Genomic DNA, 18,497 nt, shown 5'->3' with positions numbered 1-18,497 from the left:
GTTAATGCCGCTGAGATTTGTGACTGCGGCAGGAGTAGTAGGTACCCCGGTCAGGTCGGAGCGCTTCTCATAAACAACTGTCTCCACAGGGAGGCGACGGGCCGGGCGGCGATCTCGCCGCCCGCGACAGGGTCCAGACCCCCGCGCTTGAGAATGCGGCGTTCCTCGGCACGGGTCATCTGGATCTCGCGGACCTTCAGCGCGGCGTCGCGCGCGGTGAGGTAAGAACCGTCCGGCCCAGGTTCCATCCCCGGAATACCACGCCCCTTCGACCACCATCCTCGCACCCCGCTGAGCGGGTGTTTGCGTCCGATGGTGTCATCATCCAGTAACTCCCAAATCCGCTGCGCCTCGTTCATCGACACCAGTGCGGCGATCGGTTTGTCATAACGGGTCAGCACGATCACTTGCCGGGGGTCTTGCGACAAGGTGGCCAGTTCGCCCAAACGGGCGCGGGCTTGAGAAATGGTCAGGCGCATAGGCGAATCTCCGGTTGTACGATTCGAAAGATTGGGGGCTTGAGTGTTGTACAACTCGGACAATACCCCCCTAATTCAGCGCACGGGACCTTCGCAGGTGCAGAAACCAAGCGAATTCTGGTCGGCGATCCATATTTGACTTTTTCCATCCCCAAGCCTGCGCGATGACGCGAATTCTCGGGTTATCCACATGGCTCTCCCGGCGGATATCAACAGCTTATCCCCGTTTAATTTTTATGCTGCAGTGCTATTTTCTTGCCGGATCATGACGCTGATGTAACAGTCTGGTTACTGCTTCTGATCTTCGGAACAGGGGCGGGACGCAAGGGCCAGGGGGGCCACAGCAACGAAGGCGGATTTTAGGATTTGTTTTTAGTTGCAATGGCTTACCGGTGGTGGAGCAAGTGGTCTGGGCTTCGGTTCGGGTTAAATGCTCAGCCTCTCAGAAGGTCCGCGCGGACTGCGACGCGACATAGCGCGTGTGGCAGTGGCCAAAGTCCCTTCGGGGGCCGAGGCAACTGGACCGGGAAGCCCCTCGGGCGGAACGGACCGGCAAGGCGTCAGGAGTGTCCGCAAGGATGCATGCAAAGACCGCGTCTGAGCACCTGACGCCTTTTCCTTTTTGAGAACCCAAGGTTCATACAGGCTACCACGCACCACCCTCCGGACCAGAACGGGGTTCTTTCGCTTGCGCAAAAGAACCCCGTCAAAGTGTCAGAAATGCAATGCCGCGTCTATGCACCTGTACCGGCACACTACTCGGGTTGAGTCGGCGTGGCAACTACATATTGCGGGTAAGCGTTGCCTGAACGCAACATCCCGTCACGATCAGATGTTTTCCTGCACGTCCTCGGCCGCGTTCTGGATGGCATCTCCGGCGTTTTCGATATCTTTGCCAGCGCCCTTTGCGGTTTCGCATGCGGTCAAGGTGAACAGGGCCAGGCCAATCAGAATTGCGCGGATCATCGGTTGCTCCATAAGTGCTTGTTTCGAATTGACTAGCAGCTTTCCCGGGCCATAGCTACAGGTTTTGCATGGCCGATTTCGAAGGGCTAAAAACTAGGCTCAGGTCGCATCCTGAGCGCAAAACAGTTCGTACACCACTTCCAGTATTCGGGCTGGTCGATCATCTGCCAGCCGGTAATATATCGCCTTGCCTTCGCGACGAGGAACAACCAGCCCCTCAAGTCTGAGCCGCGACAGTTGCTGAGAAACGGCGGCTTGGCGGGCCGATAGCAATTGTTCCAGTTCAGTAACGGATTTCTCGCCCGAGACGAGGTGACACAGGATCATCAAACGCCCTTCGTGGCTTATGGCTTTCAGAAAGTTCGACGCGCGCGTTGCGTTTTCAACCATCCGGTCAAGGTCGCCGGGTGACATATCCTCGGTCATTTGCGGAAAAGCCATGATCGTATTCCCTCGTTAGTGCCGCCGAATCCCGACGCCTGACCGGCGCCGCATCCGCAGCGAGAACTCTTGGTACAATTTCCAGGCATGTATTTCCATATGCATGGATCAAAATAGCGTGATGTAACCAGCACGTTTCCGCGCAATCCGTCAACCGACCTGTAGCGGCGTGTGCATTCGGGTCGTGCAGGTAGACGGAATTCGTGGGAACGTTCGGCCCCCCTTGCAGCCCCCCTGTGGCGGCACTAAGACTCGGGTAACTACTCTTCGGGTAATGTCCCGATCCATCGCAAAACAGGCAGGTTCCGAATGTTCGATCCAGTTGATACATATATGAACACACTCGTCCCCATGGTCGTCGAGCAGACCAGCCGAGGCGAGCGCGCATACGACATCTTCTCGCGCCTTCTGAAAGAGCGGATCATTTTCATCAACGGCCCCATCCATGACGGTATGAGCCATTTGGTGGTCGCTCAGCTGCTGCACCTTGAGGCGGAAAATCCGAACAAGGAAATCTCGATCTACATCAACTCTCCCGGTGGCGTGGTCACCAGTGGTTTGTCGATTTACGACACAATGCAGTATATCAAGCCGAAATGTTCCACATTGGTGATCGGTCAGGCGGCGTCGATGGGTTCGGTTCTGCTGGCCGGGGGCGAGAAGGGAATGCGCTTTTCGCTGCCTAACAGCCGGATCATGGTGCACCAGCCCAGCGGCGGTTATCAGGGCCAGGCGAGCGACATCATGATCCACGCGGCCGAGACGCAAAAGCTGAAAGATCGCCTGTATGACATCTATGTGCGCCATACCGGGCAGACCAAAAAGGCGGTTGAAAAGGCGCTGGATCGTGACAACTTCATGAGCCCGGAAGAGGCCAAGGATTGGGGCCATATCGACGAGATCGTCGAGAACCGCGCCAAGATGGATGGTGAAGAGGCCTAGGTTCAAATCCGCGCGCGTCCGGCGTGAGGGATGATTTTGAGATTGTAGCTGCCAGAACGCTGGCCTAAGCTGCAGGCATATACGGCAAGCGCGGTCCTTGAGAGGGGCCGCTGAGACGGAGCCCGAGGGGTAAAGCATGGCGACGAATTCAGGCGGTGACGGCAAGAACACGCTCTATTGCAGCTTTTGCGGCAAAAGCCAGCATGAGGTGCGTAAGCTGATCGCAGGCCCGACCGTGTTCATCTGCGATGAGTGTGTCGAGCTGTGCATGGATATCATTCGCGAGGAAACCAAGGCCAGCGGTCTGAAATCCTCGGACGGTGTGCCAACACCCAAGGATATCTGCGAAGTGCTGGATGACTATGTGATCGGTCAGGCCACCGCCAAGCGGGTGCTGTCGGTTGCGGTACATAACCACTACAAGCGTCTCAATCATGCCCAGAAAGCGGGCAGCGATATAGAACTGGCAAAATCCAACATCTTGCTGATTGGCCCCACCGGCTGCGGCAAAACCCTGCTGGCGCAAACGCTGGCGCGGATTCTGGACGTGCCGTTTACGATGGCGGACGCGACCACGCTTACCGAAGCCGGTTATGTGGGTGAAGATGTTGAAAACATCATCCTCAAACTGCTGCAGGCCAGCGAATACAATGTCGAACGCGCACAGCGCGGCATCGTCTATATTGACGAGGTCGATAAGATCACCCGCAAGTCTGAAAACCCTTCGATCACCCGCGACGTATCGGGCGAGGGCGTTCAGCAGGCCCTGCTGAAACTGATGGAAGGCACCGTGGCCAGCGTTCCGCCGCAGGGTGGGCGCAAACATCCGCAGCAGGAATTCCTGCAGGTGGATACCACGAACATCCTGTTCATCTGTGGCGGTGCATTCGCCGGACTAGACAAGATCATTGCACAGCGTGGCAAAGGCTCGGCCATGGGCTTTGGTGCCGACGTGCGTGACAATGACGAGCGCGGCGTGGGCGAGATCTTCAAGGATCTGGAACCCGAAGACCTGCTGAAATTTGGCCTGATCCCCGAATTCGTCGGCCGACTGCCGGTTCTGGCGACGCTGGAAGATCTGGACGAAGACGCTTTGGTCACCATCCTGACCAGCCCGAAGAACGCTCTGGTCAAGCAATACCAGCGGTTGTTTGAGTTGGAAGATGCGGAACTGGCCTTTACTGATGATGCGCTGAAGGCGATCGCCAAGAAAGCGATCGAGCGTAAAACCGGTGCACGTGGTCTGCGTTCTATCCTGGAAGACATCCTGCTGGATACAATGTTCGAACTGCCGGGCATGAAGAACGTGACCGAAGTTGTGGTCAACGAAGAGGCTGTGACGTCGGACTCTCAGCCTTTGATCATCTACGCAGACGCGGCGGAATCGGCTTCGGCGGGTTGAACCGCATAGATTAATGCACACACGGCGCGGCAATGTCCGCGCCGTTTTCGTTTGAGGACACGATGACAGTAAGACGTATCTCTTCGGGTGGTGAGTTTGAAGCCAAGGTTGGCTATTGCCGCGCGGTTGTCGCGGGTGGTTGGGTTCATGTTGCGGGAACTGTTGGGCAAGGTGAAACGGTCGTGGAGCAATGCCGCTCGGCGCTGTCTATCATCGAAAACGCGCTGGCCGAGGCGGGTGCTTCATTCTCTGATGTCGTGCGCATCACTTATATGCTGCCGGATCGAACCGAATTTGAACCTTGCTGGCCCATTCTGGCCGAAACCTTTGGTGCGAACCCTCCTGCAGCGACGATGATCGAATGTGGATTGATCGATCCGAAATACCGGATTGAAATTGAAGTCACCGCTATCCTGCCGGAATGACGCAGGTAGCGCTGGCAGTACTGGACCTTAGCGTGCCTTTGGTCCATATCTTCGGGGACAGAAATGCCGGAGGCAGCCGATGGGAATCCTGAACAGTCTTTTGCGGGCCGTGACCTGGTGGAACGGGGCCACCCTGAACACGCAGTTCTACACTGCGCGCAAGGGGATCAAGGTCGGTGAGGACGACGAGGGCAACGTGTTCTATCGCAATGCCGACGACAGCAAGCGCTGGGTGATTTTCAATGGCGAAGCCGAGGCCAGCCGGATCGATCCCGATTGGCATGGCTGGCTGCACCGCACATGGGATGAACCGCCAACCGATAAACCTCTGGCGCACAAGTCCTGGGAAAAACCGCATCAGGAGAATCTGACCGGCACCGCGCTGGCCTATGCACCTGCCGGTTCTCTGCGTCGTGCCGATCCGGTTGAACGTAGCGATTACGAGGCGTGGAGCCCGGAATAAGCGAGGCCAGATGTCTAATCATACGAAGACCGAAGTTATCGTCGGCGGTGCCGTGCTGGCCTGCGCCATTGCGTTCGGTGTTTACGCCAGCCAATCCACAGGCCTGTCTCAATCCGGCGCAGGATACGAGCTGGGCGCGTCTTTCCGCTCGCTGGAAGGTGTCGGCGTCGGCACCGATGTCCGCCTTGCCGGCGTCAAGATCGGGACTGTGACGGGCGTTACGCTGAACTCGGACACGTACCGCGCGGATACTCAGTTTTCCGTGGCAGATGGTATTCTTATTCCAGACGACAGCGCCGTTGTGATTTCTTCCGAAGGCTTGCTGGGTGGCAACTTTGTTGAGGTTATGCCGGGCGGTTCCCCGTTCTATTTTGAGGCGGGTGATGAGATTACCGATACGCAAGGCGCGGTCAGCCTGATCTCGTTGCTGGTCAAATTCGTGGCCGGGGACGGAAGCGAATGATCCGCCCTGCACTGGTGGCTCTGATAGTCACCGCAACCGGAGCTGCTGCGCAGCAAAAGGTCGAATCCGGCCCTGGCGCAATGTTGCGCGGGTTGGACAAGGTCAGCGGGCAGACGGTGGACATCGAAATGCAGAACGGCGAGACCACGTCGGTCTTTGGTCTGGATGTCGCGCTGGGTGATTGTCGCTATCCAGCCGAAAACCCGACAGGTGACGCCTTTGCCTATCTGACCATCTGGGAGCAGGGTAAGGCGCAGCAGCTGTTTGATGGCTGGATGATTGCGACCTCACCCGCGCTGAACGCGTTGGATCACGCCCGCTACGATGTCTGGGTGATCCGATGTATCACACCCTGAGGGGTCTGCTGCAGATCAGCGGTGAAATCTGCTTTCAGGTCAAGCGCTTGTTTCAATTCGCTATGATAAACCGCACGCGGGATCTCAATCGCGCCTAACGAGGCCAGATGCGCCGTCAGAAACTGCGTATCGAACAGCGTGAACCCGGTTTGGCGCAGTCGATCCACCAGATAGGCAAGTGCAATCTTCGATGCGTCCGTGCGACGCGAGAACATGCTTTCGCCAAAAAAGGCCGCGCCGAGGACTACACCGTAAACGCCGCCAATCAGTGAAGCGCCGTCCCAGACTTCGAGGGAATGCGCGCGGCCGGTCCGGTTTAGTTCCTGATACAGACGGCGCAGTTCGGGATTGATCCAGGTATCCGATCGGTCGGCGCAGCCATCCACGACGCCCGCAAAATCGCGATTGATGCTTACCGAAAACCCACAGGTCCGGATACGCCGCGCTAGGCTGCGGGAGATGTGGAACCCATCCAGCGGGAACACGCCGCGAAACTTCGGGTCGACCCAGAACAACTCGGGGTCGTCGCGATGCTCAGCCATCGGAAAAATGCCGATGGAATAGCCATGGAGCAGAAGTTCAGGGGAAAGGCTCATGCCGGGTGCCTCGGGGCCGAAGGGGGGTTATCCTTCGGCCCTTTGGTCAGATTAGGCCATGTTCTCCGCAAGCCAGTGCTCCAGCCAGTGGATGTTGTACTCGCCGCTGTGCAGGTCGGGTTCCTGCAGCAGGGCGTGGAACAGCGGCACGGTGGTGTCGATACCGTCGACGATCAACTCGCCCAAAGCACGTTCCAGACGGGCCAAAGCTTCAGCCCGGTCACGGCCCTGAACGATCAGTTTGGCGATCAACGAGTCGTAATATGGCGGGATCGAATAGCCGTCATAGAGCGCGGAATCCATCCGCACGCCCAGACCACCTGGCGCGTGATAGGCCGTAATCTTGCCCGGGCAGGGCGAGAAGTTCGGCAGTTTTTCCGCGTTGATGCGAACCTCGATGGCGTGGCCATTGATCTCAAGATCGTCCTGACCGAACGACATGTCCTCACCAGCGGCGACGCGGATTTGTTCGCGCACCAGATCGACGCCGAAGATGCCTTCGGTCACGGGGTGTTCCACCTGTAGACGCGTGTTCATCTCGATGAAGTAGAACTCGCCGTTTTCATAGAGGAACTCGATGGTGCCTGCGCCGATATAGTTGATCTTGGCGACCGCATCGGCACAGATCTTACCGATCTTGGCGCGTTCTTCCGGCGTGATACTGGGGCCGGGGGCTTCTTCGAACACCTTCTGGTGGCGGCGCTGCAGCGAACAGTCGCGTTCGCCCAAATGCACTGCCTTTCCCTTGCCATCGCCGAAGACCTGAATCTCGATATGGCGCGGGGTTGTCAGATATTTCTCGATATAGACCTCGTCATTGCCAAAGGCGGCCTTGCCCTCGGCGCGTGCGGTCATGAAGGCGCTTTCCATCTCATCGGCGTTTTGTGCCACCTTCATGCCGCGACCGCCGCCACCGGCGGTTGCCTTGATGATGACGGGATAGCCGAACTCTTCACCAATGCGCTTGGCGTCGGCCAGCGTTGGCACACCGCCGTCAGAACCCGGAACACAAGGGACACCCAGTTCCTTCATCGTGTCCTTGGCGGTGATCTTGTCACCCATCACGCGGATATGTTCGGCGGTGGGTCCGATGAAGGTAATGCCGTGATCTTCGACGATCTGCACGAACTCGGCATTCTCGGACAAGAAGCCATAGCCGGGATGGATCGCCTGCGCGCCGGTGATTTCACAGGCCGAGATGATCGCGGGCACGGACAGATAGCTTTGCGGGCTGGGCGGGGGGCCGATGCAGACCGATTCGTCCGCCATGCGCACATGCATCGCATCGCTGTCGGCGGTGGAGTGCACGGCAACCGTCTTGATCCCCATCTCGCGCGCAGCACGGATCACACGCAGGGCGATCTCGCCTCGGTTGGCAATCAGGATTTTGTCGAACATGGGCCCGCCTTACTCAACGATGACCAGAGGCGTGCCGAATTCCACAGCATCACCATCGCCGACCAGAATGCGTTTGATGGTGCCCGACTTGGGTGCGTGGATGTGGTTCATTGTCTTCATGGCTTCGACAATCAATAGCGTGTCACCTTCCGAGACCGATGCACCGACCGAGATAAACGCAGGCGCGCCCGGTTCCGGTTGCATGTAAACCGTGCCTACCATGGGCGAGGTCACAGCGCCTGGATGGCTGGCGGGATCATCCACGGCAGCGGGCGCTTCGGCAGCGGCAGGCGCGGCAGCAGGTGCGGCAACCGGTGCAGCCGCAGGAACCGCAACCTGAACCGGAGCGGCCACGGTCTGCGACATGCGGCTGACACGGACATTCAGGCTGTCTTCCTCGCCATATTCGCGCTTGACCTGCAATTCGGTCAGGTCATTCTCGCGCAGCAGTTCGGCCAGTGCCTTGATAAACGCGACATCCGCTTCGTGTTTGGTATCTGTCATGAGTGTCCTCGAAGGTTCCCCTATGCCCGTCTGTTTGCTGCGGGCTTGGTTTGATTACGCAGGGTTATAAGCCATGCAGACGGCCATGAAAAGCGCCGTCTAAGCCTGCCAAATGGGGGTTTTTGCGCGAATTACGAGGGCTGTCGCGATTACAGCGGCGTTCCAGACAATTTTGCGACCAGTTCTGGTAGCTTGCGGGCTCCGTATTTTTCCAAAAGTCGGGCGCGATAGGCCTCGATCGTGCGGTAACTTAGCCCAAGTTCAACGCCAATTTCCTTCGCGGATAAACCCCGGCATGACAGGATGGCCACTTCGCGTTCGCGGGTTGTCAATTGCACCAAGGGGCGCTCTTCCGAGATGTCCGAAAAGCTCCATATCCCGTGCCGGAACGGATCGTCTGGCGTCAGCGAACGCCCCCGCGCGCGGCACCAGAACAGGTCACCGTCGCGTCGCCGCATCACCCGTTCGTCTGTGTAATAGCCTGTATCGCGCATCACCTGCAGACTACGCGCGCCGATCCGTTCCCAATCGGCGACCGAAGGATAAAGATGCAGCAGGGGCATGTTGCGATAGTCAACCTCATCCCCGCCAAAGGTCCGCGCAAATTGCAGATTGCACCGTCGGATGATCCGGTTCTCAAGCTCAACAAGGCCGATGGGGGCGTATTCAAAGGCGGGATCGCTCATGTTCTTATGGTGACGGGTATTGCGTCGAAAGAGAAGGGTGGGCGGCAGGAAAGGGTGGGTTTCTTTCTGTTGCTGTTGTCAAAGCTGTAAATCTTCTTTGAAAATTAGTCAGCAACAGATAATAAATACTTAGTTAATCTGCAAATCCAGCCGCAGTAGCCAAGGACATAAACGCCATGCGCAACACGCTGACCGGCAGCCGGATACGCGAAAGACGGCAAATCTCTGGGCTGCGACAGGCGGAACTGGCGCGGCAGGTGGGGATTTCGGCATCGTATCTGAACCTGATCGAACACAACCGCCGCCGCATTGGGGGCAAACTGCTCGTCGATATCGCGGCGGCTTTGTCCGTCGAGCCGTCGCTGCTGACAAAAGGGATCGAAGAGACGCTCATCGCCGCTCTGCGCGAGGCCGCGGCGGATGCAGTCGGTCAAAAGGCCGAGGTGGACGGGCTGGAAGAATTCGCCGGCCGCTTTCCTGGTTGGTCGGGTGTTCTGGCGCAGATGCATCGCCGCGTAGTGTCGCTGGAGCGCACTGTCGAAGTTCTTTCCGACCGACTGACCCATGACCCGCATCTGGCGGCCTCAATGCACGAGGTGCTGTCGACCGCCGCCGCCATCCGCTCAACAGCTGCAATCTTGGCTGAACCGGGAGAGATCGAACCGGAATGGCGCGACCGGTTCCATCGCAACTTGCATCAGGATGCCGAACGACTGGCCGAAAGCTCCAAAGCGCTGGTGACCTATCTGGATGACAGTGACGGGCAACGCGATCTGCGCGGTATCCCACTGGACGCGGTCGAGGCGTTTTTTGCCGAGCAAGGATATCATTTCCCGGAACTCGAAGCCGGCGGGCAATTGACCGAAGTGCCGCTGGATGGGCTCGATTCCGCTGCAGCCAACACTGTGGCCTCGGGGTTGCTGGACCTTTATGCCGCCGACGCGCGCGCTATGCCGCTGGATCAGGTGTGTGCCGCGCTGGATGCAGCAAACCCCGATCCTCTGGCGTTGGCGACGGTGTTTTCAGTGGACCTTGCTACGGTGCTGCGACGGTTGGCCTTTCTGCCTGAAGGCACGCTGGCGCGTCCGGCTGGCTTGGTGATTTGCGACGCCTCCGGCAGCGTTCTGTTTTTTAAACCCGCGCCGGGGTTTGCCCTGCCGCGCCATGGCGAGGCCTGTCCGCTCTGGCCCTTGTTCACCGCCTTGAATCGGCCCTTGGTCCCGATCCGGAAACGGGTCGTTCAGCTTGGTCGAACCGCTGCTGAGTTTGAGTGTTTTGCAATCGCAACCCCTCAGCCAGCTAAGGAATTCGGGGCCGAGCCGGTCTATCGTTCGGTCATGCTGGTGCTGCCGGTCGAAGACACGGTGCAGCCTGCGGAAAACGCGGCGCAAGCCGGAGCCAGTTGTCGGATATGCCCGAAACGCGAATGCAGCGCGCGGCGCGAGCCATCGATCCTGAGCGAAGGGTTTTGACAGTTTCGTGACACAGCGCTTAATCTGGGCTGGACGGGTGGCCGGACGTGCAATCCGTCATGGGGAGGATATGCAAATATGAGCCGCAAGGTTCTGTTGATCGAGGATGAGCCCAACATCACCGAGGCGATCCGGTTTCTGCTGACACGCGAGGGGTGGCAGGTTGAAACCCATGCCGAGGGAACGGATGCGGTGCAGGTGATTCTGTCCGCGCGGCCCAATCTGGTGATTCTGGATGTGATGTTGCCGGGAAAAAGCGGGATGGATGTGCTGCGTGATCTGCGCGAACATGATGATATGAAGGCGTTGCCGGTTTTGATGCTGACCGCGCGCGGGCAATCCCGCGATCGTGAAATGGCCGAGCAGGCAGGGGTCAGCCGATTCATGACCAAGCCGTTTTCGAACACCGAAGTCCTGACAGCGGTGCGCGACCTGCATGCGCAGGCGTCTCAGTTATGAGCTCCGCGGGCGACGGCAAAGATCGGCCCTCGCCAGTTCGTCCGTCCCTGTTTCTGGAACGGCAAAGCTATCGTCGGCGCAGGCTGGCGGATGCAGCGCGGCTGCTGCCGTTTCTAGGTGCCGCAATGCTCGCGCTGCCGCTTCTATGGCCGGATGATAGCGCAGGCGCCGAGGCTCTGTCGCTGTCGACGGCCATGTTCTACATCTTTGCGTGCTGGGGTGTTCTGATCCTGATCAGCGTGATCTTCGGCTTCGTCGCCAAACGCATGACCGCGCGCGAGACTGCCGAGCCCGAGGCCGAGACATGGCAACCCTGAATGTCCTGATTCTGGTCTGTCTGGGCTATGTGGTTCTTCTGTTCGGCGTCGCCTTCGCAGCGGACCGGCTGGCTGCGCGTGGCGGCGGGAAATGGTTGCGTTCCCCGCTGATCTACACCCTGTCACTGTCGATCTATTGCACTGCATGGACGTTTTATGGCGCGGTTGGCAACGCCGCGCGTTCTGGGCTTGAATTCGTAACCATCTATCTGGGTCCTACACTGGTGATGATCAGCTGGTGGTGGGGCCTGCGCAAACTCGTGCGCATCGGACGCAGCCAGCGCGTGACGTCGATCGCTGACCTGATCTCGTCACGATACGGCAAGTCCAACACACTGGCGGTCTGCGTGACCATTCTGGCGGTGTTGGGCGGCACGCCTTATATCGCGCTGCAATTGCAGTCGATCACACTGTCCTTTTCGATCTTTGCCGAGGCCGATCCCTCAGGTCTCTATCGCGAAGGCTCCAGTGTGTTCTGGGTCGCGGCGGGCTTGGCCGTCTTCGCGATCCTCTTCGGGACGCGCAATCTGGATGCCAATGAGCGCCACCACGGCGTTGTTACCGCTATTGCGTTGGAATCTGTGGTGAAACTCTTCGCCCTTCTGGCCGTTGGCATCTTTGTTGTCTGGGGCGTCGCTGGCGGCTTGGGGCCGATGATGGATCAGATCGATGCCTCGGAAATTGGCCAATGGCATGTGGATGCCGGGCGCTGGACCACTTTCATTTTCCTTTCGGCGGCGGCCTTTGTCTGCTTGCCGCGGATGTTTCAGGTCATGGTGGTCGAGAATGACGATGAAAGCCACCTGCGCACCGCCGCCTGGGCCTTTCCGCTCTACCTGCTGCTGATGAGCTTGTTTGTCGTGCCCATCGCCGTCGTTGGGTTGGACCTGATGCCCGAAGGCTCGAACCCCGACCTGTTTGTGCTGACCGTGCCGCTGTCGCAGGGCAATGACTGGTTGGCGATGCTGTCGTTCATCGGCGGGTTTTCCTCGGCCACATCAATGGTGATCGTTACCGCGATGGCGCTGTCAACCATGGTCTCGAACCATGTGGTCATGCCGATCTGGCTGAATACGCAGGAAGGCACCGCGTCGGTCTCTGGTGATGTGCGAACAGTCGTGCTGATGGCGCGGCGCGTCTCGATCGCGGCGATCATGGCGTTGGGCTATTTCTACTTCCAGCTTTCGGGGGGCGGGGCTGCCCTGACCTCGATCGGGCTGGTGGCCTTTGCCGGGATTTCCCAGATTCTGCCCGCACTGGTGGGTGGCCTGTTCTGGCGCGGCGCGACCCGAACTGGGGCGTTGGTCGGGCTCAGCGTCGGGTTCTTTCTCTGGATTTACACACTGCTGCTGCCTGGCATGGGTGGCGGCATTGTCCCGGCATCGGTGATTGAAAACGGACCCTTCGGCTGGGGCTGGCTGCGCCCGCAGGCGTTGTTCGGGATCGAAGGGATCGACCCGATGGTGCATACGGTCATGTGGTCGCTGTCGCTGAATACAATCGCCTTCTGCGTCGCCTCGATGCTCAGCTTCCCCAGCCCGCTGGAACGCCTTCAGGGTGCGCAATTCGTAAATGTATTTGACCATTCGGTTTCAGCCCGTGGCTGGACTGGTTCGGTGGCGCAAAGCGAAGACCTGATGATCATGACCCAGCGGATTCTGGGCACTATTCCCGCGCAAGAGTTCTTTCAAGCCGAAGCCGAGCGCCAGAATGGTCGCCCCGGACGACTGCCCGAGCCCACGCCGCAGTTTCTGGAACGGCTGGAACGCGAACTCAGCGGCTCGGTCGGGGCCGCAACCGCGCATGCGATGATCGGTCAGATCGTTGGCGGGGCGTCTGTGTCTGTCGAAGACCTGTTGGCCGTTGCCGACGAGTCCGCGCAGATGTTGGAATATTCCAGCCAGCTTGAGGCGAAATCGACTGAGCTCAGCCGCACAGCGCGGCAATTGCGCGAGGCGAATGCCAAGCTTACGCAAGTCTCGAAACAGAAAGACGCGTTTCTTAGCCAGGTCAGCCACGAATTGCGCACGCCCATGACCTCGATTCGGGCGTTTTCTGAAATTATGCGCGACACCGATGGCCTCAGCGCCGAGGAACAAATCCGTTATGCTGCGATCATACATGATGAATCGCTGCGTCTGACCCGGCTACTGGATGATCTGCTCGACCTTAGCGTGCTGGAAAGCGGCCAGGTTAGCCTGAACATGGGCGAAGCCACCCTAAGCGAAGTTCTGGACCGCGCCGTTTCAAGCGCGCTGGCGGGCAGTGATCGAAAGATTGGCGTACGGCGGGTGCGCGCAAGTGAACGTATCCCGCTGCACACGGATCTCGATCGGCTGGGGCAGGTGTTCATCAACCTGATTTCCAACGCCCAGAAATATTGCGACGCCATTGAACCGGTGCTGACCATCTCGGCCCATGATGTCGGCGGGCAAGTGGTAATCGATTTCATCGACAACGGTGGTGGTATCCCGGCCGAGGCGCAATCGATGGTATTCGAAAAATTTGCCCGCGTCGGCTCGGACAAGGCAGGCGGGGCAGGGTTGGGGCTGGCGATCTGCCGAGAGATTATGCAGCGCTTGGGCGGCGAAGTTGCCTATCTGCCGGGGCAGGGAGGGGCGGCCTTCCGCGTCAGCCTTCCGCTGGCCTTCCGTCAGGCCGCGCAATGAGGGCGTCATAAAGACATTCGTAACCTCCGCCGGGTTAGACAAATTGTCATCGCATCGACAAACGGCGGAACGGGGCCATGACCAAATCAGCACTGGCACGAAAGCTTTCAGCGGGGCAATGCGGTGCCGACACGCCCCGCTCGGTCCTGCGCGCCTTGCGGCTGGGGTTGGCACGCGCCTCCGGCGAAAGCATGGGGCTCGCGCTGTCGGTCATCGGGGCAAAGCAGGCCGTACGCGCGCAGGAAGATATAGCCGACCGGCTGAATGAGGGGTGGCTGATGCTGCTGTTTACCTCGGATCAGGGCGGCCTGGCTGCGGCCTGTCTGGACCCGGGTTGCGTCTCTGCCATCGTCCAGCAGCAAACGATTGCCATGGTCACCTCTGACCCACCACCCGAGCGTGCGTTTACCGACACCGACGCTGCCATGGTCGCCCCTCTGATCGAGGATATGCTGAGCAGGGCGCTTAAACTGGTTGAGTCCCCGGCAGACATGGCCAGCCTGTCCGGGTATGAGTTCACCTCACGCGCCGAAGGTCGGCGCGCACTGAACCTGGCGCTGGTGGATGAGGTCTATCGCATGTTTGATCTGACGGTCGAACTTGCCGGTGGTCCGCGTCAGGGCGAGGTCAGTATCCTGCTGCCCGAACGCCCGCTCTCGGATCAGGAACAGGTTGCGGATATCACCCAATCGGGGGTGAATCTTGATCAGGCATCCGGGGTAATTCGGGCTGAGCTGAACACCGTGATCTGCCGCCTGTCTTTGCCGTTGACAGCGCTTTCGGAATTGTCCGTCGGGGATGTTCTGCCGCTGCAGGGCGCGCGGGTGGATCGGGTTGAAGTTCTGTCAATCGATCGTGCCCGAACCGCCATCGGACGTCTGGGTCAGTGCGGCGGAATGCGTGCGGTACGGATCAACGAACAAGGCCCTCCTACTGCGTTGCCCGCCAAGGACTGCGCCGGATTTCTGGCCAGCAAATCAAGCTTGACGCCCTCGGCCCCGGATGACGAGATGTCGTCCCCGCTTGATGACGATATTGTAGCGCATGATCTGACGACCGAGGATTCCCTCCTGGAACCCGACGACTTGTTGCCTGCCAGTTCCGAACAGCGTGTCACGGAAATCTCGCACCTCGCCGGTCTGCCAGCGCCCGAAGGCAAGGGCCGCGATTAAGGGGCTTACCCGCGCCCTCGCAGCTGTTCCAATGCCGGGCGTAACCCGTCGAGCGCATAGCCCGCTTTTCCGGTCGCATCGAGGATTTCATCCGTGCTTAGCCGATCGCACTGTCCCAGCGCCCAGACCACCGAACATCGTGTGCCAGAGGCGCAATAGGCCAGAACCGGCCCGCTGCAGCTTTCGGCCAGATCGCGTTGCAGCGCCACGTTTTCCGGTGTCATCGTCTGGTGTGTCAACTCCAGAACCTCATATTCCATCCCGGCCTCGCGAACGGCTTGACCGATGGCGTCTGACTGCTGATCCGGCGGAACTTCGGTATTGGGACGGTTGCAGATCACCTTGACGAAACCGGCCTCGGCAATGGCTGGCACGTCCTCCACCGAAATCTGAGGTGAGACGGCGTAGCGGGGGGTTATCGGTCGAATCTCCATGGCAATTGCTTAGGCTGCGTCGGCGATCCTGTCCAGTTGCGCACCCAGCTTTGGTGCCGCAAACATGCCCGCGATCATCGCAATCAGGAACACAATCCCGCCAACGCCCCCATATCCAAGCGAGGCCATCGCCGGGCCCGGGCACAATCCCGCCAATCCCCAACCGACGCCGAACAGGACCGACCCGACGATCAGACGGCGATCCAGTTCAACACGGGGCGGGGCGGGGAACTGTCCGCCCACAAAAGGGACCCTGTTCCGTGTCAATCGCCACGCCACCAGCATCGGCAGGATCGCCCCGCCCATGACAAAGGCGAGCGTCGGGTCCCAATTGCCGAACACATCCAGCCACCCCTGCACCTTGGTGGTGTCGGTCATGCCTGAGATCAAAAGCCCGATGCCGAACAGCGATCCGGCGAGAAAAGCAAACACTGCGCGCATTAGATCACCCCCAAAGCATGGCGAAACAGCGCAACCGTCAGGCCACCTGCAAGAATGTAGAACACCGTTGCGACGATCCCGCGCAACGAGAAGCGAGAAATCCCACAAACGCCGTGACCCGACGTGCAGCCATTGGCGATCCGTGTTCCAGCCCCCACCAGCAGCCCAGCAAGGATCACGATCGCCAGATCCGGGGTCAAATGGGTCTCGGCCTGCGGCGCAATCAATGGGCGCAGCAATAAGGGCATCCCGATCAAACCCGCGACGAAAGCCAGGCGTTCAGTCATTACGCTCCGGTCGCTGCGTTCCAGCAGCCCGCCCAATATGCCGCTCGCCCCCATGATCCGCCCATTACACAGCAGATAAACGCTGGCACCTAGCCCGATCAGCAGACCACCAGCCAGACCCGAAATCCATTCGATATTCATTGTCTCATCTGCCCTCGTATCAAAGCTTATTGACTGGGATTTTCATGAAAACGTCGCCCTGCTCATCCGCTGGTGGCATCTGACCGGCCCGCATATTGACCTGCAGCGAGGGCAAAATCAGGCGCGGCATCGCAAGGGTTGCATCCCGCGCATCACGCATCTCGACAAATTCTTCGACGCTGCGGCCCTGACCGATATGAACGTTCAGCGCCTTCTGTTCGCCAACTGTGGTCTCCCACGCGTATTCATCGCGACCAGGCGCTTTGTAATCATGGCCTACAAAAATCCGCGTCTCGTCAGGCAGAGACAGGATTTTCTGGATCGAGGCATACAGGTCCGCCGATGACCCGCCGGGAAAATCGCATCGGGCAGTTCCGAAATCCGGCATGAACAGCGTATCGCCCACAAACGCCGCATCGCCGATCACGTAGGTCATGCAGGCGGGCGTATGGCCTGGCGTGTGCAAAACGTCCCCGCGCATCTGGCCGATGTGAAAGCTGGACCCTTCGGCAAACAGTGCATCGAACTGGCTGCCATCACGCTGAAACTCGGTGCCTTCGTTGAAGACCTTGCCGAACGTGTCCTGAACGACCACGATATTCTCGCCAATCCCGATCTGACCACCCAGCTTTTCCTGTAGGTAAGGGGCTGCTGACAGGTGGTCGGCATGGACATGGCTTTCCAGAATCCATTCCACCTTCAGTCCCTGTGCCGTCACATAGTCGACAATCTGGTCGGCCGAGCTGGTGTCGGTCCGCCCCGAGGCGTGATCGAAATCCAGTACACTGTCGATGATGGCGCAGGCCTGCCCCTGAGGTTCCTGCACAACGTATGAGACGGTGAAGGTCTGCGGGTCGAAAAAAGCTTTCACACTGGGCGTCATGGGTTCCTCCGTTCAGCTTGCATACATATAACAATATTGGAATATGTTTAAAGCCCCTAATCACGAGTTGATGTCTGTCAAAGCAATCTCCGCAATTTGAGCGTATGCTTTAGGCGACCACGGACATATTGACGGTTTTTTGCCTGAATAGGCAAGAATTCGCGATGTTTTGTTCCGGTCTCGTGCTCGTCTTAAACTCGTTACCTATATCAGGCACATTGGCACCATATGGGAGGAAGGAAATGACTGCTCAGGATCTTTTTACCGAAGCGGAACGGCTTGAACAAAAGCTGAATGGTGCGTGTCTTGAGACCCGGCTAGAGCTTCAGCCACATGTCAGCATGGTTCTGGATAAAATGCGCGCGCAGGGGGTTCATATCCCATCGCGCTTGCGTCGGCTGGATGCTGCGCTATGCGAAGACGTGCTTGAAGCGCGGTTCGACAATATGCCGATCTGATCGATCTGGTTATCCCAGCGAAATGCCCAGGATAACCATCATCAGCCCAAGTACCGACAGGAAAAGCGACGCCAGATTCCAAGGCAGAACCCCCTGAACTGCAGCGCGCAACTCGTCATCCGTCAGGTTGGCTTTGCGCGCTTTCATCACTTGCAGGATGCACCAGACCAGACCGACCAGCCCGGCCACAGACAGGGCGGCCCCGCCCCAGACGATAATGTCGAACATGGTTGTTTACGCTCACCCTTTGAATCCGTGACCGCGCTTATCGGATCGGCGCAGGTCAGACAAGCCCGCCGTGCAGAATGCACGCTTGCGGTCGGGTCGGTGCCGATGTATCCGGCACCTTATTTTCAGCCCTTGGGAGAGACGCAGATGGAAGACATCACCGAAGATCAGGCCGCAGCCAACTACCGAGTGACCGCAGGCGAGCTGCGCCAGTTCGTCGAACGGTTCGAGCGTCTTGAGGCCGAAAAGAAAGATATCGCTGACCAGCAGAAAGAGGTCATGGCCGAGGCCAAGGCCCGCGGCTACGACACCAAGGTCATGCGCAAGGTCGTCGCTCTTCGCAAGCGCGACAAGGACGACATCGCCGAGGAAGAGGCGGTACTGGAAATGTACAAGGAAGCGCTGGGCATGTAGC

Annotated in this window: 25 protein-coding genes; 13 read left to right on the top strand and 12 right to left on the bottom strand. The window is 59.0% G+C overall.

The genetic code is table 11. The features are described 5' to 3' along the window. Positions 1 to 50: 50 nt before the first annotated feature. From ACR0L9_RS12835 to ACR0L9_RS12825, 3 genes are all read right to left on the bottom strand, one after another. Positions 51 to 479 (bottom strand): hypothetical protein, encoded by a 429-nt coding sequence (locus ACR0L9_RS12835; RefSeq protein ID WP_480895811.1) that lies wholly within the window; start codon positions 477 to 479, stop codon positions 51 to 53. 828 nt (positions 480 to 1,307) lie between these two features. Beyond that, positions 1,308 to 1,445, bottom strand: a complete 138-nt coding sequence (locus ACR0L9_RS12830; protein ID WP_010443271.1) for an entericidin A/B family lipoprotein — start codon at positions 1,443 to 1,445, stop codon at positions 1,308 to 1,310. 99 nt (positions 1,446 to 1,544) lie between these two features. Then, on the bottom strand, positions 1,545 to 1,886 hold the full coding sequence (locus ACR0L9_RS12825) for an ArsR/SmtB family transcription factor (RefSeq protein WP_170397190.1): 342 nt from the start codon (positions 1,884 to 1,886) through the stop codon (positions 1,545 to 1,547). Between the two features lie 309 nt (positions 1,887 to 2,195). Between ACR0L9_RS12825 and ACR0L9_RS12820 the strand changes: the two genes are divergently transcribed. From ACR0L9_RS12820 to ACR0L9_RS12795, 6 genes are all read left to right on the top strand, one after another. Continuing rightward, complete coding sequence (locus tag ACR0L9_RS12820) at positions 2,196 to 2,828, top strand: ATP-dependent Clp protease proteolytic subunit (protein ID WP_170564807.1); 633 nt, start codon at positions 2,196 to 2,198, stop codon at positions 2,826 to 2,828. 136 nt (positions 2,829 to 2,964) lie between these two features. Continuing rightward, complete coding sequence (gene clpX / locus ACR0L9_RS12815; RefSeq protein ID WP_170397188.1) at positions 2,965 to 4,230, top strand: ATP-dependent Clp protease ATP-binding subunit ClpX; 1,266 nt, start codon at positions 2,965 to 2,967, stop codon at positions 4,228 to 4,230. 62 nt (positions 4,231 to 4,292) lie between these two features. After that, on the top strand, positions 4,293 to 4,655 hold the full coding sequence (locus ACR0L9_RS12810) for a RidA family protein (RefSeq protein ID WP_170397754.1): 363 nt from the start codon (positions 4,293 to 4,295) through the stop codon (positions 4,653 to 4,655). Positions 4,656 to 4,734: 79 nt separating this feature from the next. Next, entirely contained in the window at positions 4,735 to 5,118 is a 384-nt protein-coding gene (locus ACR0L9_RS12805; protein ID WP_010443266.1) for an NADH:ubiquinone oxidoreductase subunit NDUFA12, read from the top strand. Between the two features lie 10 nt (positions 5,119 to 5,128). Further along, positions 5,129 to 5,581: an outer membrane lipid asymmetry maintenance protein MlaD gene (mlaD, locus tag ACR0L9_RS12800; protein ID WP_480895810.1), complete on the top strand. Its 453-nt coding sequence runs from the start codon at positions 5,129 to 5,131 to the stop codon at positions 5,579 to 5,581. Beyond that, complete coding sequence (locus ACR0L9_RS12795) at positions 5,578 to 5,937, top strand: DUF2155 domain-containing protein (protein WP_170424191.1); 360 nt, start codon at positions 5,578 to 5,580, stop codon at positions 5,935 to 5,937. Before mlaD ends, ACR0L9_RS12795 begins: the two co-directional genes overlap by 4 nt. Here the strand turns inward: ACR0L9_RS12795 and aat are convergent. The 4 genes from aat to ACR0L9_RS12775 form a co-directional block, all read right to left on the bottom strand. After that, the gene (aat, locus tag ACR0L9_RS12790) at positions 5,901 to 6,533 is read right to left on the bottom strand and encodes a leucyl/phenylalanyl-tRNA--protein transferase (protein ID WP_480895809.1); all 633 of its coding nucleotides are present in this window, start codon (positions 6,531 to 6,533) and stop codon (positions 5,901 to 5,903) included. The genes ACR0L9_RS12795 and aat overlap by 37 nt on opposite strands. Before the next feature lie 51 nt (positions 6,534 to 6,584). Then, positions 6,585 to 7,931: an acetyl-CoA carboxylase biotin carboxylase subunit gene (accC, locus tag ACR0L9_RS12785; RefSeq protein WP_170397180.1), complete on the bottom strand. Its 1,347-nt coding sequence runs from the start codon at positions 7,929 to 7,931 to the stop codon at positions 6,585 to 6,587. Positions 7,932 to 7,940: 9 nt separating this feature from the next. Beyond that, complete coding sequence (gene accB, locus ACR0L9_RS12780; protein WP_170397178.1) at positions 7,941 to 8,435, bottom strand: acetyl-CoA carboxylase biotin carboxyl carrier protein; 495 nt, start codon at positions 8,433 to 8,435, stop codon at positions 7,941 to 7,943. A 149-nt stretch (positions 8,436 to 8,584) separates the two neighbouring features. Then, positions 8,585 to 9,121 (bottom strand): helix-turn-helix domain-containing protein, encoded by a 537-nt coding sequence (locus ACR0L9_RS12775; RefSeq protein ID WP_170397176.1) that lies wholly within the window; start codon positions 9,119 to 9,121, stop codon positions 8,585 to 8,587. Positions 9,122 to 9,297: 176 nt separating this feature from the next. Here ACR0L9_RS12775 and ACR0L9_RS12770 point away from each other — a divergent pair, with 176 nt between their 5' ends. The 5 genes from ACR0L9_RS12770 (at position 9,298) to ACR0L9_RS12750 (ending at position 15,210) form a co-directional block, all read left to right on the top strand. Continuing rightward, complete coding sequence (locus tag ACR0L9_RS12770; RefSeq protein ID WP_480895808.1) at positions 9,298 to 10,593, top strand: short-chain fatty acyl-CoA regulator family protein; 1,296 nt, start codon at positions 9,298 to 9,300, stop codon at positions 10,591 to 10,593. Positions 10,594 to 10,671: 78 nt separating this feature from the next. Further along, a complete protein-coding gene (locus ACR0L9_RS12765; protein WP_170397172.1) occupies positions 10,672 to 11,052 on the top strand; it encodes a response regulator transcription factor in 381 nt (126 codons plus the stop codon). Next, complete coding sequence (locus tag ACR0L9_RS12760; protein WP_170397170.1) at positions 11,049 to 11,369, top strand: hypothetical protein; 321 nt, start codon at positions 11,049 to 11,051, stop codon at positions 11,367 to 11,369. The genes ACR0L9_RS12765 and ACR0L9_RS12760 overlap by 4 nt, the downstream gene beginning before the upstream one ends. Further along, entirely contained in the window at positions 11,357 to 14,038 is a 2,682-nt protein-coding gene (locus tag ACR0L9_RS12755; protein ID WP_170397168.1) for an ATP-binding protein, read from the top strand. Before ACR0L9_RS12760 ends, ACR0L9_RS12755 begins: the two co-directional genes overlap by 13 nt. 77 nt (positions 14,039 to 14,115) lie before the next feature. Then, positions 14,116 to 15,210, top strand: a complete 1,095-nt coding sequence (locus ACR0L9_RS12750) for a FliM/FliN family flagellar motor C-terminal domain-containing protein (protein WP_480895807.1) — start codon at positions 14,116 to 14,118, stop codon at positions 15,208 to 15,210. Positions 15,211 to 15,215: 5 nt separating this feature from the next. Here the strand turns inward: ACR0L9_RS12750 and ACR0L9_RS12745 are convergent, their stop codons facing one another. The 4 genes from ACR0L9_RS12745 to ACR0L9_RS12730 are packed head-to-tail and all read right to left on the bottom strand — an operon-like array spanning position 15,216 to position 17,396. Next, positions 15,216 to 15,644, bottom strand: a complete 429-nt coding sequence (locus tag ACR0L9_RS12745; protein WP_170397163.1) for a protein tyrosine phosphatase family protein — start codon at positions 15,642 to 15,644, stop codon at positions 15,216 to 15,218. Between the two features lie 9 nt (positions 15,645 to 15,653). Further along, positions 15,654 to 16,085: a DUF6691 family protein gene (locus ACR0L9_RS12740; protein ID WP_170733220.1), complete on the bottom strand. Its 432-nt coding sequence runs from the start codon at positions 16,083 to 16,085 to the stop codon at positions 15,654 to 15,656. Beyond that, positions 16,085 to 16,513 (bottom strand): YeeE/YedE family protein, encoded by a 429-nt coding sequence (locus ACR0L9_RS12735; protein WP_170397160.1) that lies wholly within the window; start codon positions 16,511 to 16,513, stop codon positions 16,085 to 16,087. The genes ACR0L9_RS12740 and ACR0L9_RS12735 overlap by 1 nt, the downstream gene beginning before the upstream one ends. A 19-nt stretch (positions 16,514 to 16,532) precedes the next feature. After that, positions 16,533 to 17,396, bottom strand: coding sequence for an MBL fold metallo-hydrolase (locus ACR0L9_RS12730; RefSeq protein WP_170397158.1), 864 nt, complete (start codon positions 17,394 to 17,396; stop codon positions 16,533 to 16,535). A 242-nt stretch (positions 17,397 to 17,638) separates the two neighbouring features. Here ACR0L9_RS12730 and ACR0L9_RS12725 point away from each other — a divergent pair, with 242 nt between their 5' ends. Next, a complete protein-coding gene (locus ACR0L9_RS12725) occupies positions 17,639 to 17,854 on the top strand; it encodes a hypothetical protein (RefSeq protein WP_170397156.1) in 216 nt (71 codons plus the stop codon). 9 nt (positions 17,855 to 17,863) lie between these two features. Here the strand turns inward: ACR0L9_RS12725 and ACR0L9_RS12720 are convergent, their stop codons facing one another. Continuing rightward, entirely contained in the window at positions 17,864 to 18,082 is a 219-nt protein-coding gene (locus ACR0L9_RS12720) for a hypothetical protein (RefSeq protein ID WP_170397154.1), read from the bottom strand. A 147-nt stretch (positions 18,083 to 18,229) separates the two neighbouring features. Between ACR0L9_RS12720 and ACR0L9_RS12715 the strand changes: the two genes are divergently transcribed. After that, positions 18,230 to 18,496, top strand: a complete 267-nt coding sequence (locus ACR0L9_RS12715) for a DUF2312 domain-containing protein (protein ID WP_170397751.1) — start codon at positions 18,230 to 18,232, stop codon at positions 18,494 to 18,496. Position 18,497 lies beyond the last annotated feature (1 nt).

The organism is Ruegeria sp. I3, assembly GCF_056532525.1.
This window is presented reverse-complemented; position numbering and strand designations above follow the sequence as displayed.

Excerpts from the sequence above, each read along its gene's own strand:
- ACR0L9_RS12835 (WP_480895811.1), bottom strand. The coding sequence starts at position 479 with ATGCGCCTGACCATTTCTCAAGCCCGCGCCCGTTTGGGCGAACTGGCC.
- ACR0L9_RS12830 (WP_010443271.1), bottom strand. The coding sequence starts at position 1,445 with ATGATCCGCGCAATTCTGATTGGCCTGGCCCTGTTCACCTTGACCGCA.
- ACR0L9_RS12825 (WP_170397190.1), bottom strand. The coding sequence starts at position 1,886 with ATGGCTTTTCCGCAAATGACCGAGGATATGTCACCCGGCGACCTTGAC.
- ACR0L9_RS12820 (WP_170564807.1), top strand. The coding sequence starts at position 2,196 with ATGTTCGATCCAGTTGATACATATATGAACACACTCGTCCCCATGGTC.
- clpX (WP_170397188.1), top strand. The coding sequence starts at position 2,965 with ATGGCGACGAATTCAGGCGGTGACGGCAAGAACACGCTCTATTGCAGC.
- ACR0L9_RS12810 (WP_170397754.1), top strand. The coding sequence starts at position 4,293 with ATGACAGTAAGACGTATCTCTTCGGGTGGTGAGTTTGAAGCCAAGGTT.
- ACR0L9_RS12805 (WP_010443266.1), top strand. The coding sequence starts at position 4,735 with ATGGGAATCCTGAACAGTCTTTTGCGGGCCGTGACCTGGTGGAACGGG.
- mlaD (WP_480895810.1), top strand. The coding sequence starts at position 5,129 with ATGTCTAATCATACGAAGACCGAAGTTATCGTCGGCGGTGCCGTGCTG.
- ACR0L9_RS12795 (WP_170424191.1), top strand. The coding sequence starts at position 5,578 with ATGATCCGCCCTGCACTGGTGGCTCTGATAGTCACCGCAACCGGAGCT.
- aat (WP_480895809.1), bottom strand. The coding sequence starts at position 6,533 with ATGAGCCTTTCCCCTGAACTTCTGCTCCATGGCTATTCCATCGGCATT.
- accC (WP_170397180.1), bottom strand. The coding sequence starts at position 7,931 with ATGTTCGACAAAATCCTGATTGCCAACCGAGGCGAGATCGCCCTGCGT.
- accB (WP_170397178.1), bottom strand. The coding sequence starts at position 8,435 with ATGACAGATACCAAACACGAAGCGGATGTCGCGTTTATCAAGGCACTG.
- ACR0L9_RS12775 (WP_170397176.1), bottom strand. The coding sequence starts at position 9,121 with ATGAGCGATCCCGCCTTTGAATACGCCCCCATCGGCCTTGTTGAGCTT.
- ACR0L9_RS12770 (WP_480895808.1), top strand. The coding sequence starts at position 9,298 with ATGCGCAACACGCTGACCGGCAGCCGGATACGCGAAAGACGGCAAATC.
- ACR0L9_RS12765 (WP_170397172.1), top strand. The coding sequence starts at position 10,672 with ATGAGCCGCAAGGTTCTGTTGATCGAGGATGAGCCCAACATCACCGAG.
- ACR0L9_RS12760 (WP_170397170.1), top strand. The coding sequence starts at position 11,049 with ATGAGCTCCGCGGGCGACGGCAAAGATCGGCCCTCGCCAGTTCGTCCG.
- ACR0L9_RS12755 (WP_170397168.1), top strand. The coding sequence starts at position 11,357 with ATGGCAACCCTGAATGTCCTGATTCTGGTCTGTCTGGGCTATGTGGTT.
- ACR0L9_RS12750 (WP_480895807.1), top strand. The coding sequence starts at position 14,116 with ATGACCAAATCAGCACTGGCACGAAAGCTTTCAGCGGGGCAATGCGGT.
- ACR0L9_RS12745 (WP_170397163.1), bottom strand. The coding sequence starts at position 15,644 with ATGGAGATTCGACCGATAACCCCCCGCTACGCCGTCTCACCTCAGATT.
- ACR0L9_RS12740 (WP_170733220.1), bottom strand. The coding sequence starts at position 16,085 with ATGCGCGCAGTGTTTGCTTTTCTCGCCGGATCGCTGTTCGGCATCGGG.
- ACR0L9_RS12735 (WP_170397160.1), bottom strand. The coding sequence starts at position 16,513 with ATGAATATCGAATGGATTTCGGGTCTGGCTGGTGGTCTGCTGATCGGG.
- ACR0L9_RS12730 (WP_170397158.1), bottom strand. The coding sequence starts at position 17,396 with ATGACGCCCAGTGTGAAAGCTTTTTTCGACCCGCAGACCTTCACCGTC.
- ACR0L9_RS12725 (WP_170397156.1), top strand. The coding sequence starts at position 17,639 with ATGACTGCTCAGGATCTTTTTACCGAAGCGGAACGGCTTGAACAAAAG.
- ACR0L9_RS12720 (WP_170397154.1), bottom strand. The coding sequence starts at position 18,082 with ATGTTCGACATTATCGTCTGGGGCGGGGCCGCCCTGTCTGTGGCCGGG.
- ACR0L9_RS12715 (WP_170397751.1), top strand. The coding sequence starts at position 18,230 with ATGGAAGACATCACCGAAGATCAGGCCGCAGCCAACTACCGAGTGACC.